Source organism: Ruegeria sp. J8, assembly GCF_056531925.1.
Map to the genome: position 1 here is coordinate 1 of NZ_JBQFMR010000003.1, position 23,186 is coordinate 23,186.

21 protein-coding genes are annotated in these 23,186 nt (G+C 59.1%); 13 read left to right on the top strand and 8 right to left on the bottom strand.

What is annotated here, in order from left to right; translation table 11 throughout:
- Positions 1-271 precede the first annotated feature (271 nt).
- The 5 genes from ACR0L1_RS06730 to ACR0L1_RS06750 all read right to left on the bottom strand — a co-directional run bounded on the left by ACR0L1_RS06730 (position 272) and on the right by ACR0L1_RS06750 (position 5,179).
- Positions 272-781, bottom strand: a complete 510-nt coding sequence (locus tag ACR0L1_RS06730; RefSeq protein ID WP_480503604.1) for a redoxin domain-containing protein — start codon at positions 779-781, stop codon at positions 272-274.
- A 72-nt stretch (positions 782-853) separates the two neighbouring features.
- Positions 854-1,672 carry a phytanoyl-CoA dioxygenase family protein gene (locus ACR0L1_RS06735; RefSeq protein ID WP_480503603.1) on the bottom strand — a complete coding sequence of 273 codons (819 nt, stop codon included), beginning with the start codon at positions 1,670-1,672 and terminating at the stop codon, positions 854-856.
- Between the two features lie 121 nt (positions 1,673-1,793).
- A complete protein-coding gene (locus tag ACR0L1_RS06740) occupies positions 1,794-2,384 on the bottom strand; it encodes a LysE family translocator (protein ID WP_480857835.1) in 591 nt (196 codons plus the stop codon).
- A gap of 16 nt (positions 2,385-2,400) precedes the next feature.
- A complete protein-coding gene (locus ACR0L1_RS06745) occupies positions 2,401-3,324 on the bottom strand; it encodes a 2-hydroxyacid dehydrogenase (protein ID WP_480857837.1) in 924 nt (307 codons plus the stop codon).
- A 55-nt stretch (positions 3,325-3,379) separates the two neighbouring features.
- The gene (locus ACR0L1_RS06750) at positions 3,380-5,179 is read right to left on the bottom strand and encodes an IlvD/Edd family dehydratase (protein WP_480503600.1); all 1,800 of its coding nucleotides are present in this window, start codon (positions 5,177-5,179) and stop codon (positions 3,380-3,382) included.
- A gap of 593 nt (positions 5,180-5,772) precedes the next feature.
- Between ACR0L1_RS06750 and denD the strand changes: the two genes are divergently transcribed.
- The gene (denD, locus tag ACR0L1_RS06755; RefSeq protein ID WP_170791526.1) at positions 5,773-6,741 is read left to right on the top strand and encodes a D-erythronate dehydrogenase; all 969 of its coding nucleotides are present in this window, start codon (positions 5,773-5,775) and stop codon (positions 6,739-6,741) included.
- Here the strand turns inward: denD and ACR0L1_RS06760 are convergent.
- A complete protein-coding gene (locus ACR0L1_RS06760; protein WP_170770816.1) occupies positions 6,738-7,388 on the bottom strand; it encodes a GntR family transcriptional regulator in 651 nt (216 codons plus the stop codon). The two genes, denD and ACR0L1_RS06760, sit on opposite strands and share 4 nt — an antisense overlap.
- 194 nt (positions 7,389-7,582) lie before the next feature.
- Between ACR0L1_RS06760 and ACR0L1_RS06765 the strand changes: the two genes are divergently transcribed.
- From ACR0L1_RS06765 to ACR0L1_RS06800, 8 genes are all read left to right on the top strand, one after another.
- Entirely contained in the window at positions 7,583-8,596 is a 1,014-nt protein-coding gene (locus tag ACR0L1_RS06765; protein ID WP_480857839.1) for a TRAP transporter substrate-binding protein, read from the top strand.
- Between the two features lie 79 nt (positions 8,597-8,675).
- On the top strand, positions 8,676-9,845 hold the full coding sequence (locus ACR0L1_RS06770) for a mandelate racemase/muconate lactonizing enzyme family protein (RefSeq protein WP_480503598.1): 1,170 nt from the start codon (positions 8,676-8,678) through the stop codon (positions 9,843-9,845).
- Between the two features lie 16 nt (positions 9,846-9,861).
- Complete coding sequence (locus tag ACR0L1_RS06775; RefSeq protein ID WP_480857842.1) at positions 9,862-10,704, top strand: TRAP transporter small permease subunit; 843 nt, start codon at positions 9,862-9,864, stop codon at positions 10,702-10,704.
- The gene (locus ACR0L1_RS06780) at positions 10,704-12,326 is read left to right on the top strand and encodes a TRAP transporter large permease (protein WP_480857844.1); all 1,623 of its coding nucleotides are present in this window, start codon (positions 10,704-10,706) and stop codon (positions 12,324-12,326) included. Before ACR0L1_RS06775 ends, ACR0L1_RS06780 begins: the two co-directional genes overlap by 1 nt.
- A 10-nt stretch (positions 12,327-12,336) precedes the next feature.
- A complete protein-coding gene (locus tag ACR0L1_RS06785; RefSeq protein ID WP_170791534.1) occupies positions 12,337-13,284 on the top strand; it encodes a phytanoyl-CoA dioxygenase family protein in 948 nt (315 codons plus the stop codon).
- Positions 13,285-13,352: 68 nt separating this feature from the next.
- On the top strand, positions 13,353-14,357 hold the full coding sequence (locus ACR0L1_RS06790; protein ID WP_480857846.1) for a Gfo/Idh/MocA family protein: 1,005 nt from the start codon (positions 13,353-13,355) through the stop codon (positions 14,355-14,357).
- A 62-nt stretch (positions 14,358-14,419) separates the two neighbouring features.
- Positions 14,420-15,307 carry an NAD(P)-dependent oxidoreductase gene (locus ACR0L1_RS06795; protein ID WP_480857848.1) on the top strand — a complete coding sequence of 296 codons (888 nt, stop codon included), beginning with the start codon at positions 14,420-14,422 and terminating at the stop codon, positions 15,305-15,307.
- A 3-nt stretch (positions 15,308-15,310) separates the two neighbouring features.
- Complete coding sequence (locus ACR0L1_RS06800; RefSeq protein WP_480503592.1) at positions 15,311-16,192, top strand: DMT family transporter; 882 nt, start codon at positions 15,311-15,313, stop codon at positions 16,190-16,192.
- 6 nt (positions 16,193-16,198) lie between these two features.
- Here the strand turns inward: ACR0L1_RS06800 and ACR0L1_RS06805 are convergent, their stop codons facing one another.
- Both ACR0L1_RS06805 and uxaC read right to left on the bottom strand, forming a co-directional pair.
- Positions 16,199-17,395 (bottom strand): mannitol dehydrogenase family protein, encoded by a 1,197-nt coding sequence (locus ACR0L1_RS06805; RefSeq protein ID WP_480857850.1) that lies wholly within the window; start codon positions 17,393-17,395, stop codon positions 16,199-16,201.
- A 1-nt stretch (position 17,396) separates the two neighbouring features.
- A complete protein-coding gene (gene uxaC, locus ACR0L1_RS06810; RefSeq protein ID WP_480503590.1) occupies positions 17,397-18,761 on the bottom strand; it encodes a glucuronate isomerase in 1,365 nt (454 codons plus the stop codon).
- Positions 18,762-18,863: 102 nt separating this feature from the next.
- Between uxaC and ACR0L1_RS06815 the strand changes: the two genes are divergently transcribed.
- Genes ACR0L1_RS06815 through uxuA form a run of 4 tightly spaced genes read left to right on the top strand, consistent with a single transcriptional unit; the run spans position 18,864 to position 23,105 of the window.
- The gene (locus tag ACR0L1_RS06815; RefSeq protein ID WP_480857852.1) at positions 18,864-19,880 is read left to right on the top strand and encodes a Gfo/Idh/MocA family protein; all 1,017 of its coding nucleotides are present in this window, start codon (positions 18,864-18,866) and stop codon (positions 19,878-19,880) included.
- Positions 19,877-20,878 (top strand): Gfo/Idh/MocA family protein, encoded by a 1,002-nt coding sequence (locus ACR0L1_RS06820; RefSeq protein ID WP_480857854.1) that lies wholly within the window; start codon positions 19,877-19,879, stop codon positions 20,876-20,878. Before ACR0L1_RS06815 ends, ACR0L1_RS06820 begins: the two co-directional genes overlap by 4 nt.
- On the top strand, positions 20,875-21,927 hold the full coding sequence (locus ACR0L1_RS06825; RefSeq protein ID WP_170770793.1) for a Gfo/Idh/MocA family protein: 1,053 nt from the start codon (positions 20,875-20,877) through the stop codon (positions 21,925-21,927). The genes ACR0L1_RS06820 and ACR0L1_RS06825 overlap by 4 nt, the downstream gene beginning before the upstream one ends.
- Positions 21,924-23,105, top strand: coding sequence for a mannonate dehydratase (gene uxuA / locus ACR0L1_RS06830; protein WP_480857856.1), 1,182 nt, complete (start codon positions 21,924-21,926; stop codon positions 23,103-23,105). Before ACR0L1_RS06825 ends, uxuA begins: the two co-directional genes overlap by 4 nt.
- Positions 23,106-23,186: the final 81 nt, after the last annotated feature.

The following is a 23,186-nucleotide window of genomic DNA, read 5'->3' on the forward strand; positions in this document are numbered from 1 at the left end:
GTGACCCGTTCGATAAGGACCCGGATGATCTCCAAAGCTCCTGTGAGGATCGACGGGTCCGATAACGCATGTGCAAGACTAGCAACATTGGAGCGATAGAGCTCGGACAGGTTCGGGTGTAGTCGCACCGGTGAAGGCGCAGGCTCGGAGAGCGGCGCGTTCACATCACCCCCGCGGGAAGAGCCATGGACAGACTTAACGGACTGGGCCAGTGGTCGCGAGGACGAAAAAAGAGAATTTGACCACCCTGATGGGTCACTTGAGATCGCGGTTACGCGGTGCCTCTGACGGGACGGTCATTATCGATGTTGAAGATCATTCCGTCCAATAGTTCCTCCAGATCGGGGCGTGCTGCCGGACCGTTTGAGATGTCTACAAGCATCAAACTGCCATCTGGTCGGATTGCGAATGTCCCAGGCTCGGCAAACATATCCGAGGTTTCCGCCTCGGACAGGGGTTCAGAGACATACAGGCCCAGATCGCGCATTTGCGGGACTGTAAGCCCATAACATAGATCGAAATTCCATCCGAACTCATCGCGGTCTGCCAAAGCCTTGTCCAGAGAATCGGCCGAGACCACAATGACATTCATCCGATCGGTCCAATCGGCCAGCCGTGCATTTAACTTGTTCAAATAGCGTTTGCAGCGAGGACAATGCCGACCGCGATAGACAAACAACATTGTCCAACGATCGGTTGCTGTGCCAATCGCCCGTGTACCGCCATCCACATGCGCAAAACTGGTCGGAGTAACCTGTTTGCCAACATTTGGTTTTGTCATTTTATTTTCCCCCTCACATTTTGCGCCTTGTCAGATTCACCCCAGCGAAAACGGTGGCCTTCCTGCCCGGTTTTAGGCGCCTTCAAACAGGATTTCCTTCTTTCTGTCGGCATCCTGCTGGCATAAGGCAAAATCGTCTTCATGCAGAAACCCCTGTGGAGCGGGCGCAATTTCGAAATGTCCGAATTCATCCTGGCCTGAAACCAGCGCGACCAGAGTACGCGCGCCATTCTTTTGTTTCATCGACGGTTTGATGAACCGAAGGGCGGCGCCGATCCGGCGATCATTGGTTTGGTTGGGGCCCGAAGCGTGAAACAGATGGCCGTGGTGGATCGAGGCCTGACCAGCGTGCAACGCGGCGGCAACCGTGTCAGCCTCGTCGACATTCACCGCTATCTCCTGTCCGCGCGACAGCAGGTTGTTCTCATCGAAAGTGTCCACATGAGGGACGATACGGTTCTGGTGGCTGCCGGGAACAAACCGCATACAGCCGCTTTGCTCGGACGCCTCTGAGAGGGCCACCCAACATGTGACTTCCTGCGCATCGTCCAAACCCCAATATGTCAGGTCCTGATGCCACGAGACAATTTTGGGCGACCGCGCTTCTTTAACGAATAGAGCGCCGCTCCAGACCATGAGATCGGGGCCCAGAACAGGCGAGACTGCAGCAATCACATTAGGATGGCGCAATAACGCATCAAAAGAGGGTATCAGCCGATCGGGATAGGAATACAGCAGTTTCAGTCGCTGGCTGTCGCCCGAAACTGCGTCTTCGGCCCTTTCGAAGTCGTCGCGCAACCTTTGCGCTTCGCTTGGGGTCAGAATATCCAGCGGCGAAACATATCCGTTCTTTTCATAGTCACCGCGTATGTCGAGAGTTTCGTTTCGCATTGTCATCCTGTTCTGTCTCGGATCACTTGACCAAATATCATTCCTTCAACCAAGTAAATTTGTCCAAAGCGGGTTCCCGCAGGCCGCATTTGCATGGCGTATCCCAAGACACCGGTCGCATTCAGACGGCCGAAACCAGGGCGATCCCAACCACCGCCAGCAACGAGGCCGCCATTGCCAGGTTTATCCGACGGTGCCACGTCTCGCTGACATCCAAACTGCCAAGTTTCGCCCCGGCGCTGAGCCAGATCAGGTGCACGGGCACCCAGATCAGGTTGAATAGGATGATCTTGATCACTGCCTCCCAGATCGGGGCGTCGGGCAAAAAGGCGAACCCGGAAAACAGCGCAGTGCTGACGACATAGGCTTTAGGGTTGATGAATTGCAGCGTCAGCCCGTTCAGAAACCCAAGCGGCGTCGCAGCAGGCGCAAATCCCACACGCGACCCGGCACTTGCGATGCGCCATGCCAGAAATACCAGATAGCTCACCGACGCGATCAGCAACACTGTCCTCAGGAAGGGCAAAGCCAAGGCCACAGCGGCAACGCCCGAGATCACCAGCAGCATGTTGATGAACCCGCCCAGCATCAACCCGGCGACAAACGCAAAGCCAGCGCGAAACCCAAAGGCCGAACCGATCCCCGCCGTTGTCAGCACGCCGGGACCAGGTGTGATCAGCAGGAAAAAGACCGCAACGATGAACTCGATCATGCGCCGGCGTGGCCTGCTAGAAGTTCTGGCATTCCGGCACCGGGGTCAAAACCGATCCGTCTTGCAGATGTTGCAGCAGGTTATCGACGGTCAGGTCGCCCATGGCGGCGCGGGTTTCAACCGTCGCGCTTCCGGCGTGTGGCAGCAATACGACATTCGGCAGATCGCGTAGCGCTTGCGGCACGTGTGGCTCTTTTTCGAACACGTCCAATCCGGCCCAGCCCAGATCGCCCTGTTGCAGCGCCTCGATAAGGGCCGTTTCGTCCACAACCGAGCCTCGGCTGACGTTAATCAGCGTGCCTGCCGGGCCCAAGGCTTTCAGCACCTCGGCATTGACCAACTTGTTCGTCGCGGGCCCACCCGGCGTGATGCAGATCAAAACGTCCACATGCGCGGCCATATCCACCAAGGAGCCGAAATACTGATAAGGTACATCCTTTTGGCTGCGTGAATGGTAAGAGATTTCGGGCGACCAAGGGGCCAGCTTGTCCGCAATCGCCTGACCGATGCGGCCCAGGCCCAGAATACCGATCTTTTGACGATCAGCCGAACGGGTCAGGGGCGCGTTGCCTTCAGCCTCCCACCGACCAGACCGGACATAGGCATCGTCGCGCACAAGCTCGCGGTAGCAGGACAGCATCAGCAGAACGGCGGTTGTGGCGACCTCGTCATTCAGCACATTGGGGGTGTGGGTTACGACAATACCCAGCTGCGCGGCAGCCTTGGCATCAACCGCGTCATAGCCGACGCCATAGACGCTGATCGCCTTGAGGCTTGGCAAAGACCTCATCAGATCGGTCGGGATACCGGCATGCCCGTTTGTGATGACATGGGTGATGTCTGCGGCCTCGTATTGATCCAACTGATGAATTTTGAAGACCGGAGACAGGCGGGATTGCATCCGCTCGGTGATATTTCCGATTTGCAGGAGGTCGGGCATCGTGGCGCACCTTTTTATTTGTGGATGGGCGGGGTTTGCGCCCCGCCGAGAGGTGTCAGTGATTATCGCGCGGGGTGAATTTGCGGGCGATGTCGCGGTAGTTTTCAGCCCCTTTCAGGATCATCCCGCGATCCAGCTGATCCACCTTTTCGCGGAAGATTTCCTGCCACGGTGACTGGTGAGGTGGCATTTCATAGCCGCCATTGGTTTCCAATGCGCGGGCGCGCTCGTTCAATTCGTCCAGCGGCACCAGCATGTCGGCCGTGCCCTTGCCCAAGTCAATGCGCAGACGATCACCGTTCTGGACCAGAGCCAAGCCGCCACCAGCCGCCGCCTCGGGCGCCGCATTCAGGATCGAGGGGCTGCCCGAAGTGCCCGACTGCCGCCCGTCGCCGATGCAGGGAAGCGCTTCGATACCCTGTTTCAACAGGTAGGACGGCGGTCGCATATTCACCACCTCGGCCGCGCCGGGATATCCCTTGGGGCCAGCCCCGCGCATGATCAGGATACAATTGGCGTCGATATTCTCGGATGGGTCGTCAATGCGGTGGTGGAAATCCTCGGGGCCATCAAAGACGACCGCGCGCCCTTCGAATGCGTTGGGGTCCTCGGGGTTTGACAGATAGGCTTTGTGAAAGGCGGGCGAAATGACCGAGGTCTTCATGATCGCACTCTCGAACAAATTGCCCGACAGATTGATGAACCCGGCCTGTTCCTTGATCGGAGCGCTGACCGGCTTGATGACGTCATCGTTCAACGACCGGCGCGCCGCGCAGTTTTCGCCCATCGTCTTGCCATTGGCCGTCACCGCATTGGGATGCGGCAGCATGTCGGCGGCGATCAATTCACCAATGACGGCGGGAACACCGCCCGCATGTTGGTAATCTTCGCCCAGATACTCACCTGCTGGCTGAAGGTTGACCAGCAGCGGCACGTCATGGCCCAAATTTTGCCAGTCGTCATTGTCCAGCGGCACACCCAGATGGCGGGCAACCGCGTTCAGGTGGATCGGAGCGTTGGTCGAGCCGCCAATGGCCGAGTTCACGACGATGGCGTTTTCAAAGGCTTCGCGGGTCATGACATCGCTGGGGCGCAGATCCTCCCATACCATTTCGACGATCCGACGCCCGGTTTCATAGCTGATCTGGCCACGTTCACGATAAGGGGCCGGGATGGCTGCTGATCCTGGCAATTGCATCCCCAGCGCCTCGGCCAGAGAATTCATCGTTGTCGCAGTGCCCATGGTGTTGCAATAGCCAACGGACGGGGCGGCAGCGGCGGCGATATCCATGAACTCATCGGTGTCGATATTGCCCGCCGCCAAGTCTTCGCGCGCGGACCAGATCACGGTGCCGGATCCGGCGCGCTTGCCCTTCCACCAACCGTTCAGCATTGGGCCGACCGACAGTGCAATCGCGGGGATGTTTACCGTCGCCGCCGCCATCAGCAGCGCCGGAGTGGTCTTGTCACAGCCGATATTCAGAACCACACCATCCAACGGATACCCATAGAGGCTCTCCACCAGCGACAGATAGGCCAGGTTACGATCCAGCGAGGCTGTGGGCCGCTTGCCCGTCTCTTGAATCGGGTGAACAGGGATTTCGATACAGGTGCCGCCGGCCGCAATGATGCCGTCGCGGACACGTTTGGACAGCTCGATATGGTGCCGGTTGCAAGGGCTCAGGTCGCTACCGGTCTGGGCGATCCCGATGATAGGCTTGCCGGATTGAAGCTCTTCCCGCGTTAGGCCGTAATTCAGGTACCGCTCAAGATACAGCGCTGTCATCTCGAGGTTTTCGGAGTTCATAAACCATTTGCGCGATCGCAGGTCTTCTTTGTTTATCTTTTTTGTCATCGGCCGAATTCCCTGTCCTTTTGATCGGTTTGGTTTGTGGTCATCGCGTTTTCTCCGCGCAAAATACCGCAAACCGAATTGCGTGCCCGGTGCCAGCGCTTTCGCAGCTAGGCACTATCGGGTTGGTTTGATTTGAACCCTTTTCGAAACTTTCCATGATTTCGAGATTATGAAGGCGAATCGAAAATGGATTTTCAATCTTAATAGTGCCAAAAAGACCTCAAAGTAAGAATTATTAGCGCTATCATTTGCCGCGCCGGGAAATGTGACAATAGAGCGCCGGGCAGGCGCTCCAAAAGGAACTGGCGAATGAAGCAAGGATCAATCGCGTCCCAGCTTGGGGTCAGGGTGCTGGGCTCTATTCGTCAGGCAATCTGGAACAGCTGACCGGAATGGTGCGGCCCTTGGAGGAAAACTAATTGTTTCTGGTAGATTCGGCGGCCCAGACCGTCACCGGGAAAAGTGCAAAAATCGTCGCGTGCTCTGATCACCGTGCGGCTGTTTTGACAACTTGATTGAAGAAAAGGATGAGGCCGCATTGGATCACGTGGCTTTGTCTAAGAAACTAAAGCAACGGAACGGGGGGGTATCACGTGAAAAAGATACTGATCATAGGTGGCGGCGGAATGTTGGGCCAGAAACTGGCGCAGCGCATCCGGACCGAGCAGGTTTTTGGCTCTGACGTCGAACTTACGCTGTTCGATCAATCCTTTCCGCCCAACGGGGTCGTTGGCACGCAGATAGCAGGCGATATTGCTGCGATGGGCACAGCACAGGATTTGGCGGCCCGTCGGCCTGATTTGGTGTTTCACCTCGCAGCTATTGTGTCAGGTCAGGCGGAAACGGATTTCGCCTTGGGTTGGGATGTCAATCTGATGGCCACATGGGCGCTACTGAACGCTCTGAAAGTTGAACATGACGCATCTGAAGGGGAATACCGGCCCAGGTTTGTATTTGCCTCTTCCATCGCCGTATTTGGGGCGCCCTTCCCGGACAAGATCGACGACGAATTCCTGTCGGCACCTTTGACCAGCTATGGCGCGCAGAAAGCGGCGTCCGAGTTGTTGATTACGGATTTCAGCCGCAAAGGTTATATCGACGGCCTGTCGCTGCGCCTGCCGACCCTGTGCGTGCGCCCCGGCAAGGCCAATGCTGCGGCCTCATCGTTCTTCTCGGGCATTATCCGTGAGCCGCTGAACGGTGCCGAGGCGATCCTGCCGGTCGCCGATACCGTTCGCCACTGGCACGCCAGCCCTCGGTCAGCGGCCCAGTTCCTGACCCATGCTGCCGATCTGGAAATCCGACTTTTGCAGGGCCGCCATGCGCTGAATATGCCCGGCATCAGTTGCACGGTCGCCGAACAGATCGAGGCGCTGCGCAATGTGGCAGGGCAGGAGGCCGTGGACAGGATCAAACACGTGCCGGACCCGGCCATCGAAGCCATTGTCAAGAACTGGCCACGCGATTTTCAAACCGACCGCGCGCTGAATCTTGGTTTCAGGGCCGAATCCAGTTTTGAAGAGATCATCCGAATTTATCTGGAAGATGACCTGAATTTCTAAGCGTCCAGCGTTTCGCCGGTCAGGTGCCGTTTCAGGTGGTCGTGTATTTTCTGTTGGGTCAGCTTCGGGTCGCCTGAAAGCGCAGCCTCAAGAATATTGGCGTGATGTTCGATATTCATCGAAATGAATTCGAACCGGCGATCCGCGACCATCAATTGTTGCCGGAATTGCGCATAGACGCGTCCATGCATTTGTTTCAGCGTCTCTGATCCGCAGGCTGAAATCAGAGTTTCATGAAACTCTTTCTCGGCGGCGAACCAGATATCGATCAGGTCACTCGGATCGTCCTTGTCGCGGATGCGCCTTTCGATGTGACTTAGTTTGTGATGAGCTGCGGTTAGGCGTGCCTCCCAATCGACGCCGCCGTTTTGGATCGACAATGCGGTTCCCTCTGCTTCCAGCAGAATGCGGACATGGGTCAGTTCGATCAACTTCTGGGGCGCGCGTTGCGGCACGCGGAACCCGCGTTGTTCCTGAAAATCTGCAAGGCCCACAGCAGCAAGCCGGAACAGGGCTTCACGGACCGAACTGGCCGAACATTTGTATTCTTTCCGCAAGTCTTCCGCCCGAAGCTTGGCCCCGTGTTCGAATCCGTTCGAGATCAGCCGCACCTTAAGATCTTGATAAATATCGACTTCAGCGGTCATCGAAAGAGTTATCCTGAACGTTACCCTTCGCTCTTCCTATCCCTAATTTCGTTTTTGGGCAATAATCTCGAAATTACGCTCAATTTCACATTTTACTTGTCGCATGCGATTCGGCGTCCTAACGTCAGGCAGCGTCGTTCAAGAGAGGGCTTAGAAACCTTCAGCACGCCACGCTCAACGTCTGGGAGGACAATATGAAATTATTGACGACCGCGGCCGCTGTGGCCGTAGCCACGACCATGGCCGCGACATTCGCCGCTGCCGAAACCACAAAACTGCGCATTCAAACCCATTTCTCGCCGGAACAGCTGTCGGGCAAGATGGCGGCCAAGTTCATCGAGGACATCACCGAAATGTCCAACGGTGAGATCGAGGTCGAGATGTTCTATTCCTCGTCCGTCGTCAAATCGGTCGAGACATTCGACGCCGCCGCAACGGGCATTCTGGATTGCGATATGACGGGTGGCGGCTATCAGACCGGTAAGAACCCCGCATTCCAATTCGCAGGCGATCTGCTGGGTGGCTATCAGAACCCCTATCAGCAGATGGCATGGCTGCTGCATGGCGGTGGCCGCGATGCGCTGAACGAGCTGTATAACGGCTATAACATGGAATTCGTCGGCTGGTGGATTCCGGGACCGGAATCGCTGTCCTCGACCAAACCGATCGCAACGGTCGAAGACTTCAAGGATTGGAAATTCCGTTCTCCTCCGGGTCTGGCCACGAAAGTGTTCGCCGAGCTGGGTGCCTCGCCCATCGTGATGGACTTTAACGAGATCTTCACGGCGCTGGAAACCGGCATCATCGACGGTGCCGACGCGGCGAACCTGACCAACAACGTGGGTCTGGGTCTGTATGAGATCGCGGGTCACACCAACTTCCCGGGCTTCCACTCGATGCCAGCGGATCACCTGGCCTGCCGCAAGGATGTCTGGGAATCCATGCCCGCGCATCATCGCAAGATCATCGAGGTCGCGATGGACAGCCTGGCCCTGCACAACGCCACGATCAACGAGGTGCAGAACGCGCAAACCGCCAAAGACCTGCGCGCCCAGGGTATCCAGCTGTATGAATGGACCCCGGAAGATCTGGCCGCTTACCGCGATGCCGTTCAGGTTGGCTGGACCGAGTTCGCCACCACGCCCGAAGCCAAGGCGCTGTTGGAAAGCCACATTGCGTTCCTGAAAGACATGGGTGCGATGAAATAATCGGCGTCATGCTGAGACGATCCTTCGGAAAGGCTGCGATCCGTGGCCTTTCCGGACCTTTCTCAGGGACGTATGTCGAATGAAAATCACCAAGATCATTAGTCACGTCCTGCGCTACGACATGCCCGAGGTTTTGGGCTATTCGCAGCAATATTACGACAAGCGCAGCGCGCATCTGGTCGAAGTTCAGACCGACGAAGGCGTTACCGGATGGGGTGAGTGTTTCGGCCCCGGTACGGTCGCCCTTGCCAACAAAACCATTGTCGAACAGGTGATCCAGCCCATGGTGCTGGGATCGGATCCGATGGACCGCGACGTGATCTGGCACAAGGTCTACAACCTTCTGCGAGATCATGGGCAGGGTGGCATGCCCCTTCAGGCCCTTTCGGGTTTGGATATCGCTCTTTGGGATATCGCTGGCAAAGTGGCGGGCCTGCCGCTGCACAAGCTGATTGGTGGGGCGCATCGCAGCTCGGTCCCCTGTTATGGCTACGGTATGATGCTGCGCGATGAACCCGTCGATGATCTGGCGCGCCGCTTTACGGACGAGGCAGCCGCGATCAAAGAGATGGGCTTTGTCGCCACCAAGATGAAAACCGGCTTTGGCCCCGAACCAGACGTCAAGCTATGTCAGGCCGTGCGGCGCGGTGTCGGCGACGATTTCCGGTTCATGGTCGATGCCAACCACGCCTATACCACGTCGGATGCGTTCTATGTGGGACGCGCTCTGGACGAGCTTGGAGCCTATTGGTTTGAAGAACCTGTCGCGCCCGAGGATACCGACGGATACCGCGAGTTGCGCAAAGGGCTGAAAACCAACATCGCTGGGGGCGAGGCGGTGTTCAATCGGTGGTCGTGGCGCACTCTGCTGGAAAGCCGTGGCTTGGATATCGCCCAGCCCGAGGTTTGCGCCTTGGGTGGCGTATCCGAGTATCTGCGGATTCTGGCTTTGTGCCACGCCCATTTCACTCCGGTCGTCAATCACGTCTGGGGCAGCGCAATTGCCGTTTCCACAAACCTGCATCTGCTGGCGGCAATGCCTCCGATGCCGGGCGGCCTGCACCCGTGGGAGCCGATGCTGGAGTTTGACACCACGGACAACAAATTCCGGGACGATCTGCTGACCGTTCCTTTGGACATTCAGGGTCAGGTCAAAGCTAACGCAGGCCGTGTCGCGGTTCCGACCGGGCCGGGCATCGGCGTCGAGCCCGACCGCGACTTCATAGATCACTTCCGGGCCAGGACATAACGACAGGGGGCAGGAAATGCAGAAATCCACGGGCGGAATTATTGAATGGCTGATACCCTTGGCATTTGTCGGAACGGCCAGTTGGCTGGTCTGGCACCTGCCTGCCTTTCTGCTGGATTGGCTGCCCTACACTTCGGAATCCCTGAAATCTCAGGTGCAGGAGATTTACCTGCGCGCCGACATCACGCCAAATGCCGCTGGCATCTTCGGCGGACATATCGACATTATTGACATGCTCGCGCTGATCCTGACTCCGATACTTGCGGTGATCGGTGCCCGAACCGTGCGCCCGGCTGCAATGGAGTATGGCGGGCTCAGCGCCATCGACCGATTTGCCCTGTTCATTGGGCGCGTCACCATGATGATGATCGCCATCATGACCATTGTGATGCTTTACGAGGTCTTCCTGCGTTACATTCTGGAAAAACCCACCGAATGGGCCAACGAGATGACCCTGTGGTTCGCCAGCTTCGTCTTCCTGATGTCTGGCTACTACGGGATGCAGCAGCGCAGCCACATCCGCATTTTCCTGCTATACGACGCCGTGCCACGATGGCTGCAACGGGTGTTCGACACGATCTCGACCGTTCTGATCGTGCTTTTCGCCTTCTTCCTTGTCTATGGCAGCTACAAACAGGTCTTCGTCAACAAGTTGTATAAATGGGAGCTGTTCGGCTCGGCTTTCAACCCGCCGATCCCGGCGACCCTGCAACCAATGGTGCTGATCGTCATTACGCTGGTGGCGTTTCAGGCGGTCGTGAACCTGATCTCGGATTGGAACAAGGAACCCGAGATTCACACTGACGAACCTGATGAAGAAGAGATTGAAATGCTGAAAAAAGCAGTGGGGCAAGACTGATGGATATTGGAACAATCTCACTGATCCTGATGGTCGCACTTATCGTCTTGCTGGCCATCGGGATGCCGCTGGGTCTGGCCTCGGCCTCGCTGGCGGTTCTTGTATTGGTGCTGAAATTCGAGCCCAACCTGCTGCTCAACCCATTTTCCTTTGGCGACGGGCTGCTGACCGGCAGGCCGGGGACGGGGCCGCTCTATATTCTGGCACAGAAAATATACGGGCTCTTAACGGATTACGTGCTCATATCCGTGCCCTTGTTCATCTTCATGGCCTCTCTGCTGGAACGCTCGGGGATCGCCAAGGACATGTATTCCTCGCTCAATATCTGGTTGTCGCGGACGCGGGGCGGGATTGCCATCGTCACCTCGATCATGGCGGTGATCATGGCGGCGATGTCGGGGATTATCGGGGGTGAGGTCGTTCTGCTGGGCCTGATCGCCCTGCCGCAGATGTTGCGGCTGGGGTATAACCAGAACCTCGCCATCGGTGTGATCTGTGCGTCGGGCTCGTTGGGGACGATGATCCCGCCGTCAATCGTGTTGATCATCTATGGTCTGATCACCGAAACCTCGATCAAGTCGCTGTTCACCGCGTCCTTCATCCCCGGCTTCATGCTGGCGTCGATGATCATCCTCTACATCATCATCCGCACCCGGCTGAAACCCGATGATGCCCCCTTGCCTGAACCCGACCCGAACGACCCCGAGCCGACCGAAAAGCGCAAGCTGTTCGCCGCGTTCATGTGTATCGTCGTTGCCGGATTTTCCACCGTTCTGTTCATCCGGGCCGCGTTCTTCGAACTGTCAGGATCGAATGCCGCCAGTCAGGGTGAGCCCGCGCGGTTCGGGACGGCGGATTACCTGCCCTCGTTCGCAGGCATAACCATTGTTGCGCTGCTGCTGATCTTCTTCGTCTTCGGCAAAGAGCGCGCGCGCGTTGGCTGGCATATGGGCAAAGGGCTGGTCGCACCGATGGTTGTGATCGGCGTGGTTCTGGGTTCGATCTACGGCGGCATCACCGGTATCACCGAGGCTGCCGGAATGGGCGCGTTCGCTGTTCTGATCATCGCCATCCTGCGCGGAGAAGGCTCGTTCGAGCTGGTCTGGGACAGTCTTATGCGCACTCTGAAATCCACCGGTACGATCATCTGGGTCACGATTGGTGCCGCATCGCTGGCGGGGGCCTATACCATCGCGGGCGGACCGCAATATGTGGCTGATCTGATCGTGGGTCAGGAATTGCCACCGATGCTGGTCATTCTGGTGATGATGCTGATCCTGCTGTTCATGGGCGCGTTCATGGATTGGGTCGGGATCGTCTTGCTGATCATCCCGGTCTTCCTGCCCATCGTGCTGCGCCTGCCCATCGAAGAGATCGGCCTGATCGGCCAGCTGCAGCCAAATCACGTAGCGATCTGGTTCGGCGTGGTGTTCTGTATGAACATGCAGGTCAGCTTCCTGTCGCCGCCCTTTGGACCGGCCGCGTTCTATCTGAAATCGGTGGCCCCGCCCCATATCAGCCTGACTGATATCTTCCGCGGCTTCCTGCCCTTTATCGGCATCCAGATTCTGGCGCTTTCGGTGCTGCTGATCTGGCCCAATATCATCGCAATCCTGTTGTGAGGATCGACCCATGCTGACGCAAGAGCAAATCTCACGTTTTGAAACCGATGGCTATCTGGTCGTGCCAGACGTTATTCCGCCTGACATTCTGAACCGGGTGGTCGACGAATACTCGACCCTGCTGGATGGGCTTTATGCGGACTGGTTCGCGCAAGGTCTGGTGCCCAGCCCCGAGGGTCTGGATTTCTGGGGCAAGCTGCTGGCCGCTTACGAGGCCCGGTGCGACTATTTCCAGCCCATGGATATTTCTCTGCCCGGCGACCGGATCATGGCCGATACGCCTTTTCACATCGGACCCGCCGTGTTCGAGATGATGACCGCCAAGCCGCTTTTGGACGTGGTCGAGCAACTGATCGGCTCGGAACTGACCAGCAACCCCATTCAGCACGTGCGCCTGAAACCTCCGGCGCGGAAGCTGGCAAATGATGAAATCCGCGCGCATATTACTGCAACGGACTGGCATCAGGACCGGGCTGTTGCGCTGGAGGATGCGGACCAGACCGACATGGTCACTGTTTGGATCGCGGTGAACGATGCGACGGTCGAAAACGGCTGTTTGCAAGTGCAGGCCAAAGCCCCGGATCAGGACATCCTGCCCCATTGCGCGCGCACCCAGACCGGGATCGCGGACGGGTTTGTGGATGAGACGACCGCTGTCCCCCTGCCGGTCACAGCCGGAGGCATCGTCCTGTTTCACCCTCTGACCCCGCATGCCTCGCTGGTCAACACCACGGATCAATTCCGCTGGTCCTTCGACATACGCTACAGCGCGACGGGGCAACCCACAGGGCGCGGGCATTTCCCGGATTTCGTGGCCCGGTCCCGCGTCAACCCTGACCGCGAATTGCACGACTGGCGTGTCTGTCGCTCGAACTGGGAGGCCGCCCGCGCGCGTCTGGCCACCCAGCCGCATATCGACATTCATCGGTGGGACTCGACCTCTCCGTTCTGCGCATGAGGGAAACCGGACATGACATCTGTTCTGGCAGATAACGGCTCCACGCCGTGCGCAACAGGAGCAGCGCAGTGAAACGTATCCTCGTCGTTGGCGGCGGGCTGATCGGCATTCGCCATATCCAAGCCGTTAAGCAACATCCGGGCTGTCATCTTGTGGGGCTTGCTGACCCGGACATGTCGATCCGTGTGGACGCAACCCGGTTCGCCAGTATGGATGACATTCAGGACGATGTGGACGGCGTCATCATCGCCACCCCAACGCATCTGCACGCCGCGCATGGCATGGCGGCGGCAGCACGCGGATGGCATATGCTAATCGAAAAACCCGTTGCCGGCACCGTGGCCGAGGCGCAGGCGCTGGCCCGTGCCCTTGAACAGGCTCAGGTCCGCAGTCTGGTCGGCCACCATCGCCGCTATCACCAAGTCCTTCAACATCTTAAGGCCAAGATCGCCGAGGGCGTCATCGGGCGGGTCATCAATGTCTCGCTTTTATGGGCGATGCGAAAGCCGGACGCTTATTTCGAACAGAACTGGCGCACCTCGGGCGGCAGCCCGGTGATGATCAATCTTGTCCACGACATCGACGTTTTACGCTTTGTCATCGGCGAGATTAGCGAGATTGCCGCCTTGCGAGGCGCTTCGCTGCGCGAGACGGACAGGATTGAAAGCGGCGCGGTGGCGCTTGCATTTGAAAACGGGGCGACGGGAACCATCAGCTTCGCCGATACCGCGCCCAGCCCCTGGGGGTTTGAGGCCGGGATCGGCGAGAATCCCAATATCGGCACCACCCATCAGGACATGATGTGGATCACCGGCACAAGAGGGGCCATCAGTTTCCCGTCGCTGACTCTGTGGCAGGGCAAGGATTGGGGCACCCCGTCAGAGCGCGTGGAGTTCGACAAACCGGCCCAAAGCTGCGTGCCGCTGGACGCGCAGTTGGATCATTTTCTCGACGTGATGGACGGGGTCGCTCCGCTGATTGATGTGGCCGACGCCGCGCGTACCCTTGCGGTCGCCACCCGGATTGAAGAGGCGTTGGCGAAACAGAGTGCGGGCTTGCCGGTGCAGGCCTGAACACGCGCTCGCAAAGGATGGGCGCAGAGACACTTAAGACGAATTGATGGAAAGGAATTCGCATGAGCAAACCTTCTGTTGGATTTATTGGCCTCGGGCTGATGGGCGGGGCCATGGTCAACCGGTTGCTGGACATGGGCTATGCAGTCACGGTTCTGGGCAACCGCGATCGCACCCATCTGGATGCTGCGATCGCCCGCGGCGCGGTTGAGGCACAAAACGCAAAAGATCTGGCCGCTGCCAGTGACATCGTGATGCTGTGCATGGGCACTTCGGATCAGGTCGAGGCGCGGATGCGCGGGGAAAACGGCGTGATTGCGGGTTTGAAGCCCGGCGGCATTGTGGTGGACTTTGGCACCTCGCTGCCCGGCAGCACGCGGACCCTCGCGGATGAGGTCTCTGCCGCCGGGGGCAGCTATCTGGACGCACCGCTGGGGCGCACGCCCTCACACGCGCTGGAGGGCAAGCTGAACATCATGGCCTCGGGGGATCAGGCCGCTTTCGACACCGCAAAACCTGTGCTCGAAGATCTGGGTGAGAACGTGTTCCACCTTGGAGCCGTCGGCTCGGGGCACACGATCAAGCTGATCAACAACTTCTTCGGCATGACCGTGGCCAATGCCATGGCCGAGGCTTTCGCCATGGCCGATGTGGCTGGGGTGGATCGCAAGCAGTTGTACGATGTGATGGCTGCGGGGCCACTGCATTCGGGGATGATGGATTTCGTCACCGCCTACGGCGTTAATCAGGACCCGAATCAACTGGCCTTTGCGATCAAGAACGCTGCTAAGGATATCGGGTATTACGACCAAATGGCGCGCGATGCGGGTGTCAGTAGTGTGATGTCACAGGGCACCTTGGCCGCGTTGAACGATGCGCGCGACACTGGTCAGGCGGACGATATGGTCAGCCAGATGGTCGACTATTACGTCAACCGGTTCAAACCCTAGGCGATGGCCGTCGCCGCCCGATCGACCGCAGATTTGCCGCGTCTGGGCATCGTGTTGATGCTTCTGGCGTGGCTGCTGTTTTCCTTTGTCGATTTGGGGGCGAAATGGCTGGCCGTCGCCGGATTTCCGGCCTTTCAACTGGCGTTTATGCGCTATGCGGGCCATTTTGTGATCTCGCTGGGTGTCATCGCAAAGGGGGGCTTCCAGCCCAGCCGGTTTCATACCGATCATCCGTGGCAACTGATCAGCCGGGCTCTGCTGCTGATTTCGGCCACGGTGTTCAACTTCTACGCCCTTCGGTTCCTGCCGCTGACAGCGGTGTCTGCGATCATGTTCTCAAGCCCGGTGATCGTGTGTTTCCTGTCGGTCTTTGTCCTGAAGGAAACCGTGGGGCCGTGGCGGTGGTTTGCCATCCTTCTGGGCTTTGTTGGCGTCCTGGTGATCGTCCGCCCCTTTGGCGCGGTGTTCCACCCCACCATGTTACTGATCGTCTATAACGCGACGGCACTGGCGCTGTATTCGATCATGACCCGACGGCTGTCCGGGGTCGTGTCGGTTGATACGATGCAGTTCTATCTGGGCCTCACCGGAACAGTTGTCCTGTTGCCTTTTGCGGTGTGGTTCTGGATCCAGCCCGAAAACCTGTGGAGCATGATCGTGCTGATCGGACTGGGCGTCTTCGGATGGGGCGGCCACCAATTGCTGACAAACGCGCATCGCTTTGGCACCGCCAACCAGTTAATGCCCTTTACCTATTCCTTCCTGATCTACATGGCGATCTGGGGTTATCTGTTCTTCAATACCGTGCCGGACGCCAGCACGCTGACTGGGGCTGCGCTGATCATGGGCGCCGGGCTGATCATCTGGAAACGGGAGAAGCGATAGCGGCCCTTATCCCCGCACCGCAGCCAACACATCTTGCGCTCCTATGATCTGCAACAGCGCTTTGTCCGGCTCATCCTGCTGGGTCGCCCGCGCGATGTCTGCTGCCAAGGGATCGTTCAACGCGCGTCCTTTGGCGGTCTCTGACACACAATAGGCAATCCACGCCCGCACCCCTTCGGCCACCGCTTCTGATCCGGTCTCGCGCAGGGTGGGGATGAACCTGTAAGGCAGTTTCTGGCTGCCATCCATCGCGATCTGATCCAGTCGGTGGGCGAGTTCGGGGTTCTCGAACCGGGCAATCAAGGCGGCGGCATAGTTTGGGACCTGATCCTGTACCTCGTCTGGCAGCGTTCTTCCGGCATCGGCCATCAAATCCTGTACAAGCGGACGCAGAACAGGGTCGCGGATCGCCTCATGCACATAGGTTAGCTCACGTCCCAACCCCGCGTAGGCCAGCAGCGAATGCGCACCGTTCAGCATTCGCAATTTGCGCAATTCGTGCGGAGCGACGTCCTTGACGAATTGCACGCCCGGCCAGTCGGGGCGCGGGCCTGCGAAGTTGTCTTCGATCACCCATTCCGAGAACGCTTCGGTCGGGACGGCCATGGGATCGCCGCTGATGGCGCGCACCGCATCCGTGGTCGCCGGAGTGATCCGGTCAACCATCGCGCTTGGAAAGCTCAGCCTGTCCCAGTTCAGATCCAGCCCTGCGGCCGCGGCGAAATCAGCAACGGCCGTTTTCAGGGCGTCGCCGTTGCCCACCCGATTGTCACAACTCAGCACCGATACCGGGCTATTGCGCCCCGCAAGCCCGAAGGCCAGAAATCCGATCAGGGTCGACGGGCCTTGCCCTGTAAGATCAGTGGCGATGGCCGGATCGTCCAACTGCAACCGACCTGCGCTGTCCAAATGATAGCCCTTCTCGGTCACTGTGGCCGAGATGATATCTGCCTCAGCCATGGCCTGGAAAATCGCGTCTCGGTCATCGGGTAGGGTCAGAACATCGCGCAGAACCCGGATGCGCCGGACACCTTGACCCTGCACGCACAGGTCATAGTCAAACCCTTGCTGCGCCAACCCGTCCCGGATCGCTGTAGACCGCAAGCTGACTCCGACCAAATCCCAGCCCTGCGCCTGATCGGTGTAGTCCAGCAAATGCGCACGAGCGAAGTTGCCGAGGCCGAAATGCAGTATCAGCCCCATACTATAGCTCCAGCCCGTAGACCTGCCGCGCGAGATCAGTGGTCAAAAGTTGCGCCAGCCGTTTGGCGTCGACCATCCCGAAATATCCACGCTCGATTTGCTGGGACAGATGCAGCGCCACGCCGCGCCGCCACATGTCGTGGCGCGCCGGGATCGACAGAAAGGCGCGGGTGTCGTCGTTGAACCCGGCCAAATTGAAGTAACCTGCCGTTTCCACCACCTGATCGAAATAGCGCGCGATCCCCGCAGGGCTGTCATGGAACCACCACGGCGGGCCAATGCGCAGACAGGGCCAGTGACCCGCCATCGGGGCGAGCTCTCGGGCATAGGTGCCTTCGTCCAGTGTGAACAGGATTATGCGGAGCTTTGGCGAATTGCCAACACGGTTCAGCAGCGCGTCCAGTCCATGCACCCAATCCATCGCGATGGGAATGTCTGCCCCTTTGTCACGCCCGAAGCCCTGCATCACAGCGCGGTTGGTGTTGCGTCTGCTGCCCGCGTGGATTTGCATGGTCAGCCCGTCCTCGACCGACATCTGCGCCATTTCGATCAGCATATGACCATAGAACCGCCGTGCATCCTCGGCGCTGCCTGCGCCCTGCCGCAACCGTTGATAGATCGGGTAGGGATCGTCCAGCCATTCGGTCTGCACTTTCTCGATCCCGTGGTCGGTGGCCGTGCAACCCAGTTCGATGAACGTGGCACGCCGCTGGCGCAGGGCTTCAATATAACCGCTGAAGCTACCGACATCACAACCGGTCATCGCACCCAGTGCAGTCAGGTTCTGGACGAAATCCGGGTCCGCTCCATCCAGAACCCCGTCGGGGCGGAAAGTTGGAACAACGCGCCCGCTCCAACCGCTGTCGCGGATCGCCTTGTGATGAGCCAGATCATCCAGAACCGAGTCCGTGGTGGCTAGAACCTCGATCCCGAACCGTTGGAAGAGCGCCCTTGGCCGGAACGCGGGCTGCACCAGACGGTCGGCAATCTGATCATAGATCGCATCGGCGGTGTCCGGCGACAGATCTTGAGAAATCCCCAGAGTTTCGCGCAGAACATAGCTGATCCAGATCCGCGACGGCGTGCCCAGAAACAGGTCCCAATGGGCGGCGAAGGTGCGAAACACCTGACGCGGATCCGCATCGCGTCCCGCAGGGCCCACCCCCAGTTGCTCTAGCGGAACGCCTTGGGAATAGAGCATGCGGAACACATAGTGATCGGGCACCACCAACAGCTCGGCCGGGTTGGGAAAGGCTGCATCCTGCGCGAACCAGCTTGGGTCGCAATGACCGTGCGGGGACACTATGGGCAGGTCTTTGATGCCCAGATACAGGTCTTCTGCCATGCCCTTTAAATTGCCTGTCAATTTCCCCTCCGTGCTTTGCCCAAGGAACAGTTAACACATTTTTTACGGCTTGCATCTTTCGGGTACAAAGCCTCAGACTGATCCCAGGAACCGGGGGGAAGAATGAACATTGCGCTGATTGGTTTGGGGATGGTTGCGGGCACCCATGTTGCTGCGATCTCCGCATCGGACTGCGGCCTGAAACTGGCTGGCGTTCTGGGTCGCGACCCTGGAAAAACCGCGCAATTTGCGAACCGGCATGGCACGCGGGCCTATGCATCGGTTCAGGAGATCGCCAATGATCCATCCGTCGATTTCGCAATCATCGCCACCCCACCGGACCAGCGCTTGTCACTTGTGCAAACCCTTGTAGCGGCAGGTAAACCTATTCTCATGGAAAAGCCGGTTGAGCGGGATTTACAAGCCGCCACCCGGATCGTCGAACTGTGCGAAACTGCCGGGGTGCCGTTGGGCATCGTGTTTCAACACCGCGCACGAGCGGCCTCGGCTGCGCTGAAGGCGGCCTTGGAGGCAGGCGAGCTGGGCTCAATCGCGACGGTCGATATCTGTGTGCCGTGGTGGCGTGACCAAAGCTACTATGACGCGCCGGGGCGCGGCACCTATGCGCGCGATGGCGGTGGTGTGATGATCTCGCAGGCGATCCATACGTTGGATCTGGCTATGTGGCTGCTGGGACCGATCACCTCGGTTCAGGCCATGATGCGGCAGACGCCTCTGCATGATCTGGAGGCCGAGGATTGGGCCGGTGCTTTGTTCGAAACTGAAAGCGGTGCCATCGGAAATTTGATGGCCACCACCGCCGCATTTCCGGGCATGGCCGAGACCATCACGATCCAAGGCACCCGCGCCAAGGCGCATCTGGGCGCAGGCGTGTTGACGATCACCGCGATGGATGGAACTCAGACAACCTTCGGCGAAACGGCAACGACCGGAGGTGGCGCCGATCCGATGGCCTTTACCCATGAATGGCACCAATCGGTGATCGAAGATTTTGCCGAAGCGATCCGCACGGGACGCCCGCCCATGGCCACGGGCCGCAGCGCGCTTTTGACCCATGCGGTCATTGATGCGATGCAAATCGCCAGCGAAACCGGCCTGAAAACGAGAGTATCCGCATGAGCCTGACCTGCGTCGCCCTTGGGCTGGATCACCGCCATATCTATGGCATGACTGAAAACATGCGCAAAGCGGGGGTTGTCTGTGTCGGCTATTGGACGGAGGGAGACCCCGTCACTCTGCCCGGTTATGTGAAACGGTTCCCCGACATCCCCCGGTTTGACCGCCTGGAGGACGCGCTTGGCTGGGGTGCCGATCTGGCCCTGGTCTCGGCCGTTCCGGCAGACCGCGCGGCGCTGACGGTCAAGGCCATGCAAAACGGCATGGATGTTATGACCGACAAGCCCGGGTGTACATCCTTCGAACAGTTGGATCAGATAAAAGGGGCCGTGGCCGAGACCGGGCGCATCTGGTCGGTCAATTTCTCAGAACGGTTCGAAACCGCCGTTAGCACCCGCGCCAGCGAGTTGGTTTCGGCAGGGGCTATCGGGCGTGTCGTGCAGACCATCGGGTTGGGCCCGCACCGCCTGAACAAACCCACCCGACCGGACTGGTTCTTCAAACGCGACCGGTACGGGGGGATTTTGGCTGATATCGCCTCGCACCAGATTGATCAGTTTCTGCACTATACTGGGTCGGATACGGCCCAGATCACCAACGCATTTGTCGCCAACTATGCCAATCCCGACGACCCCGAGTTGCAGGATTTCGGAGAGCTTAGCCTGCGCAGCGCCCATGCCACTGGCTATATCCGGGTGGATTGGTACACGCCCGAAGCGCTGCCCAATTGGGGTGATGGGCGGCTGACGATCTTGGGAACCGAGGGGTATATCGAACTGCGTAAATATGTGGACGTAGGCGGCGCACCCGGTACAGATCACCTGATTCTGGTCAATGGTGAGCGGTGTGAAAAGATCGACGCCTCAGGCGCTGGCCTGCCGTATTTCGCGCGTCTGGCCCATGATATCCAACACCGCACCGAAACCGCGATGACGCAGGCGCATTGCTTCACGGTCATGGAACTGGCGCTGCGGGCGCAGGAAATGGCAGAGGCGTCATGATCAATGTCGCAATCCTCGGCGCGGGTATCGGAGCGCAACATCTGGCGGCGCTGTCTCAGCTTGGCGATAGGTTCCGCGCGGCCGCCGTTGTCGATAAGGATGCAGCCCGGATTGAACAGATCAGGGGCGATGCTGATTTCGCGGCGCTCACCGAGATTCAGGATGCACTGGATGATCCCTCCATCGACCTTATTGATATCTGCCTGCCGCCGCATCTGCATGTGCCGATCACGCTGGCCGCGCTGAAGGCCGGAAAGCACGTGGTGTGCGAGAAACCTCTGGCCACCTCGATGCGGGATGTGGACCAGATCATCGAAACGGCGCGAAACACGGGCAAGCAGGTGTTCCCGGTCTTTCAATACCGCTGGGGTCCGGCCCTGTCGCAACTCCGCCACTTGCAGAACGAAGGTCTGACCGGCGCCGTCCAGACCGCCGCGCTTGAAACGCACTGGTCGCGCGGGGCCGATTACTACGCTGTCCGCTGGCGCGGAACGTGGGAGGGCGAGCGCGGTGGGGCTGTGCTGGGCCATGCGATCCACAACCACGACCTGCTGACACATATCGCGGGTGACATTGCGTCGGTTTCGGCGATGGTGACAACGCGGGTCAACCCGATCGAAACCGAAGACTGCGCGGCCATCTGCTTTGCCATGACATCGGGCGCGTTGTGCACCAGCAACATCACTCTGGGCGCGGCAACGGACGAAACACGCCTGCGGATCGTGTTTGAACACCTGACCGCAACCTCGGGCACCGAACCTTACGCGCCGGGTCAGGCGAAATGGACCTTCACGGCCCGCGACCCCGCCCGGCAGAAAGACATCGACACCGTGCTTAGCCGCGCACCCACGGAACCCGCCGGATTTGAGGGGTTTTTCGCAGAAATCAGCAAAGCCCTGCGCGGGCAGCCGAACACGGCGGTGACGCTTGCCGAAGGTGCGGCCTCGGTCAGTCTTGTCACCGCGATCTACCATGCGGCACGCAGTGGGCAGCGAGTGGCACTGCCCATCACACCCGATCACCCGCTTTATGAAGGATGGCTGCCATGAAACAATGCTGGCGCTGGTTTGGCCCAGAAGACCCGATTGCCCTGTCCGATCTGCATCAGGTGGGCGTTCAGGGCATCGTCACCGCCTTGCACCACATCCCGCCCGGTCAGCCTTGGGACGTCCCGGCTATTGCCGACCGGCAAGCCATGCTGGCCGAGGCCGGCTTTGAATGGGACGTCGTCGAAAGCCTGCCCGTTTCCGAGACGATCAAAACACAGACGACGGACATGGCAGCGCATCTTGAGGCCTATAAATTCAGCCTGCGCGCGCTGGCGTCTCGCGGGATTGAGGTGGTGTGCTACAACTTCATGCCGATCCTCGATTGGACCCGCACCGCCCTGCGCGCGCCGCAACCCCATGGCGGCTCTTCCATGCTGTTCGATCTGACTGATTTTGCTACGTTCGACATCCACATCCTGAAACGTCCCGGCGCGTCCGAGAATTATTCCGAACTTGTCCAGCACGCGGCCTCCAAACGGTTCGCCGAAATGTCCGACACGGCCAAATCCCGGCTGCAACACAATGTCACCGCCGGGCTACCGGGTGCCAATGACCAGTGGAGCGTCGAGGATGTCCGCGCCCTGCTGGACACCTACCGCGACATCGACCGCACCCGGTTGCGCGCACACCTTGTCGACTTTTTGGCCGAGGTTGCCCCGGTCGCGCAGGAGCATGGTCTGCGCCTGTGCTGTCACCCGGACGATCCGCCATTTTCTCTGCTCGGGCTACCGCGCGTGATGTCCAGCGTGGATGACTACGGTGCCGTTCTGGACGCGGTTGACCTGCCAGCAAATGGCGCGACGCTGTGTACCGGATCGCTGGGCGTGGCGGCCAGTTTCGACGGGCCGGAATTTGTCCGCAGGCATGGCAGCAAAATCCACTTCGCGCATCTGCGAAACACGAAACGAATTGCAGGATCGGACGCAGAAAAACCCGATTTCTACGAGGCCGCGCATCTGGAAGGCGACACCGACATGGCGGGCACCGTGCGGGAATTGATGGCCGAGCAGAAACGAAGAAAACAAGCAGGCCGCAGCGATTGGCAAATTCCGATGCGCCCGGATCATGGGCAGGAGTTGCTGTCTGACCGGGGCGGCCACAGCACGCCGGGTTACCCTTTGATTGGCCGGATGCGCGGCTTGGCCGAACTGCGCGGCCTGATGGCAGCCTTTACCTGATCGGTGCTGCATTTAAGTGCTTGCCTGACGGCAGTAATCCCCTTTTACTGATCGCACCTAACCGGGCAGCGGGGTGTCTTT

What these genes read in the sequence shown, in the direction of transcription:
- ACR0L1_RS06825 (WP_170770793.1), top strand. Translation starts at nt 20,875, where the DNA reads ATGATCAATGTCGCAATCCTCGGCGCGGGTATCGGAGCGCAACATCTG.
- ACR0L1_RS06780 (WP_480857844.1), top strand. Translation starts at nt 10,704, where the DNA reads ATGGATATTGGAACAATCTCACTGATCCTGATGGTCGCACTTATCGTC.
- ACR0L1_RS06740 (WP_480857835.1), bottom strand. Translation starts at nt 2,384, where the DNA reads ATGATCGAGTTCATCGTTGCGGTCTTTTTCCTGCTGATCACACCTGGT.
- ACR0L1_RS06760 (WP_170770816.1), bottom strand. Translation starts at nt 7,388, where the DNA reads ATGACCGCTGAAGTCGATATTTATCAAGATCTTAAGGTGCGGCTGATC.
- ACR0L1_RS06730 (WP_480503604.1), bottom strand. Translation starts at nt 781, where the DNA reads ATGACAAAACCAAATGTTGGCAAACAGGTTACTCCGACCAGTTTTGCG.
- ACR0L1_RS06770 (WP_480503598.1), top strand. Translation starts at nt 8,676, where the DNA reads ATGAAAATCACCAAGATCATTAGTCACGTCCTGCGCTACGACATGCCC.
- ACR0L1_RS06800 (WP_480503592.1), top strand. Translation starts at nt 15,311, where the DNA reads ATGGCCGTCGCCGCCCGATCGACCGCAGATTTGCCGCGTCTGGGCATC.
- ACR0L1_RS06745 (WP_480857837.1), bottom strand. Translation starts at nt 3,324, where the DNA reads ATGCCCGACCTCCTGCAAATCGGAAATATCACCGAGCGGATGCAATCC.
- ACR0L1_RS06805 (WP_480857850.1), bottom strand. Translation starts at nt 17,395, where the DNA reads ATGGGGCTGATACTGCATTTCGGCCTCGGCAACTTCGCTCGTGCGCAT.
- ACR0L1_RS06785 (WP_170791534.1), top strand. Translation starts at nt 12,337, where the DNA reads ATGCTGACGCAAGAGCAAATCTCACGTTTTGAAACCGATGGCTATCTG.
- ACR0L1_RS06815 (WP_480857852.1), top strand. Translation starts at nt 18,864, where the DNA reads ATGAACATTGCGCTGATTGGTTTGGGGATGGTTGCGGGCACCCATGTT.
- ACR0L1_RS06775 (WP_480857842.1), top strand. Translation starts at nt 9,862, where the DNA reads ATGCAGAAATCCACGGGCGGAATTATTGAATGGCTGATACCCTTGGCA.
- ACR0L1_RS06765 (WP_480857839.1), top strand. Translation starts at nt 7,583, where the DNA reads ATGAAATTATTGACGACCGCGGCCGCTGTGGCCGTAGCCACGACCATG.
- uxuA (WP_480857856.1), top strand. Translation starts at nt 21,924, where the DNA reads ATGAAACAATGCTGGCGCTGGTTTGGCCCAGAAGACCCGATTGCCCTG.
- ACR0L1_RS06820 (WP_480857854.1), top strand. Translation starts at nt 19,877, where the DNA reads ATGAGCCTGACCTGCGTCGCCCTTGGGCTGGATCACCGCCATATCTAT.
- ACR0L1_RS06750 (WP_480503600.1), bottom strand. Translation starts at nt 5,179, where the DNA reads ATGACAAAAAAGATAAACAAAGAAGACCTGCGATCGCGCAAATGGTTT.
- ACR0L1_RS06795 (WP_480857848.1), top strand. Translation starts at nt 14,420, where the DNA reads ATGAGCAAACCTTCTGTTGGATTTATTGGCCTCGGGCTGATGGGCGGG.
- ACR0L1_RS06735 (WP_480503603.1), bottom strand. Translation starts at nt 1,672, where the DNA reads ATGCGAAACGAAACTCTCGACATACGCGGTGACTATGAAAAGAACGGA.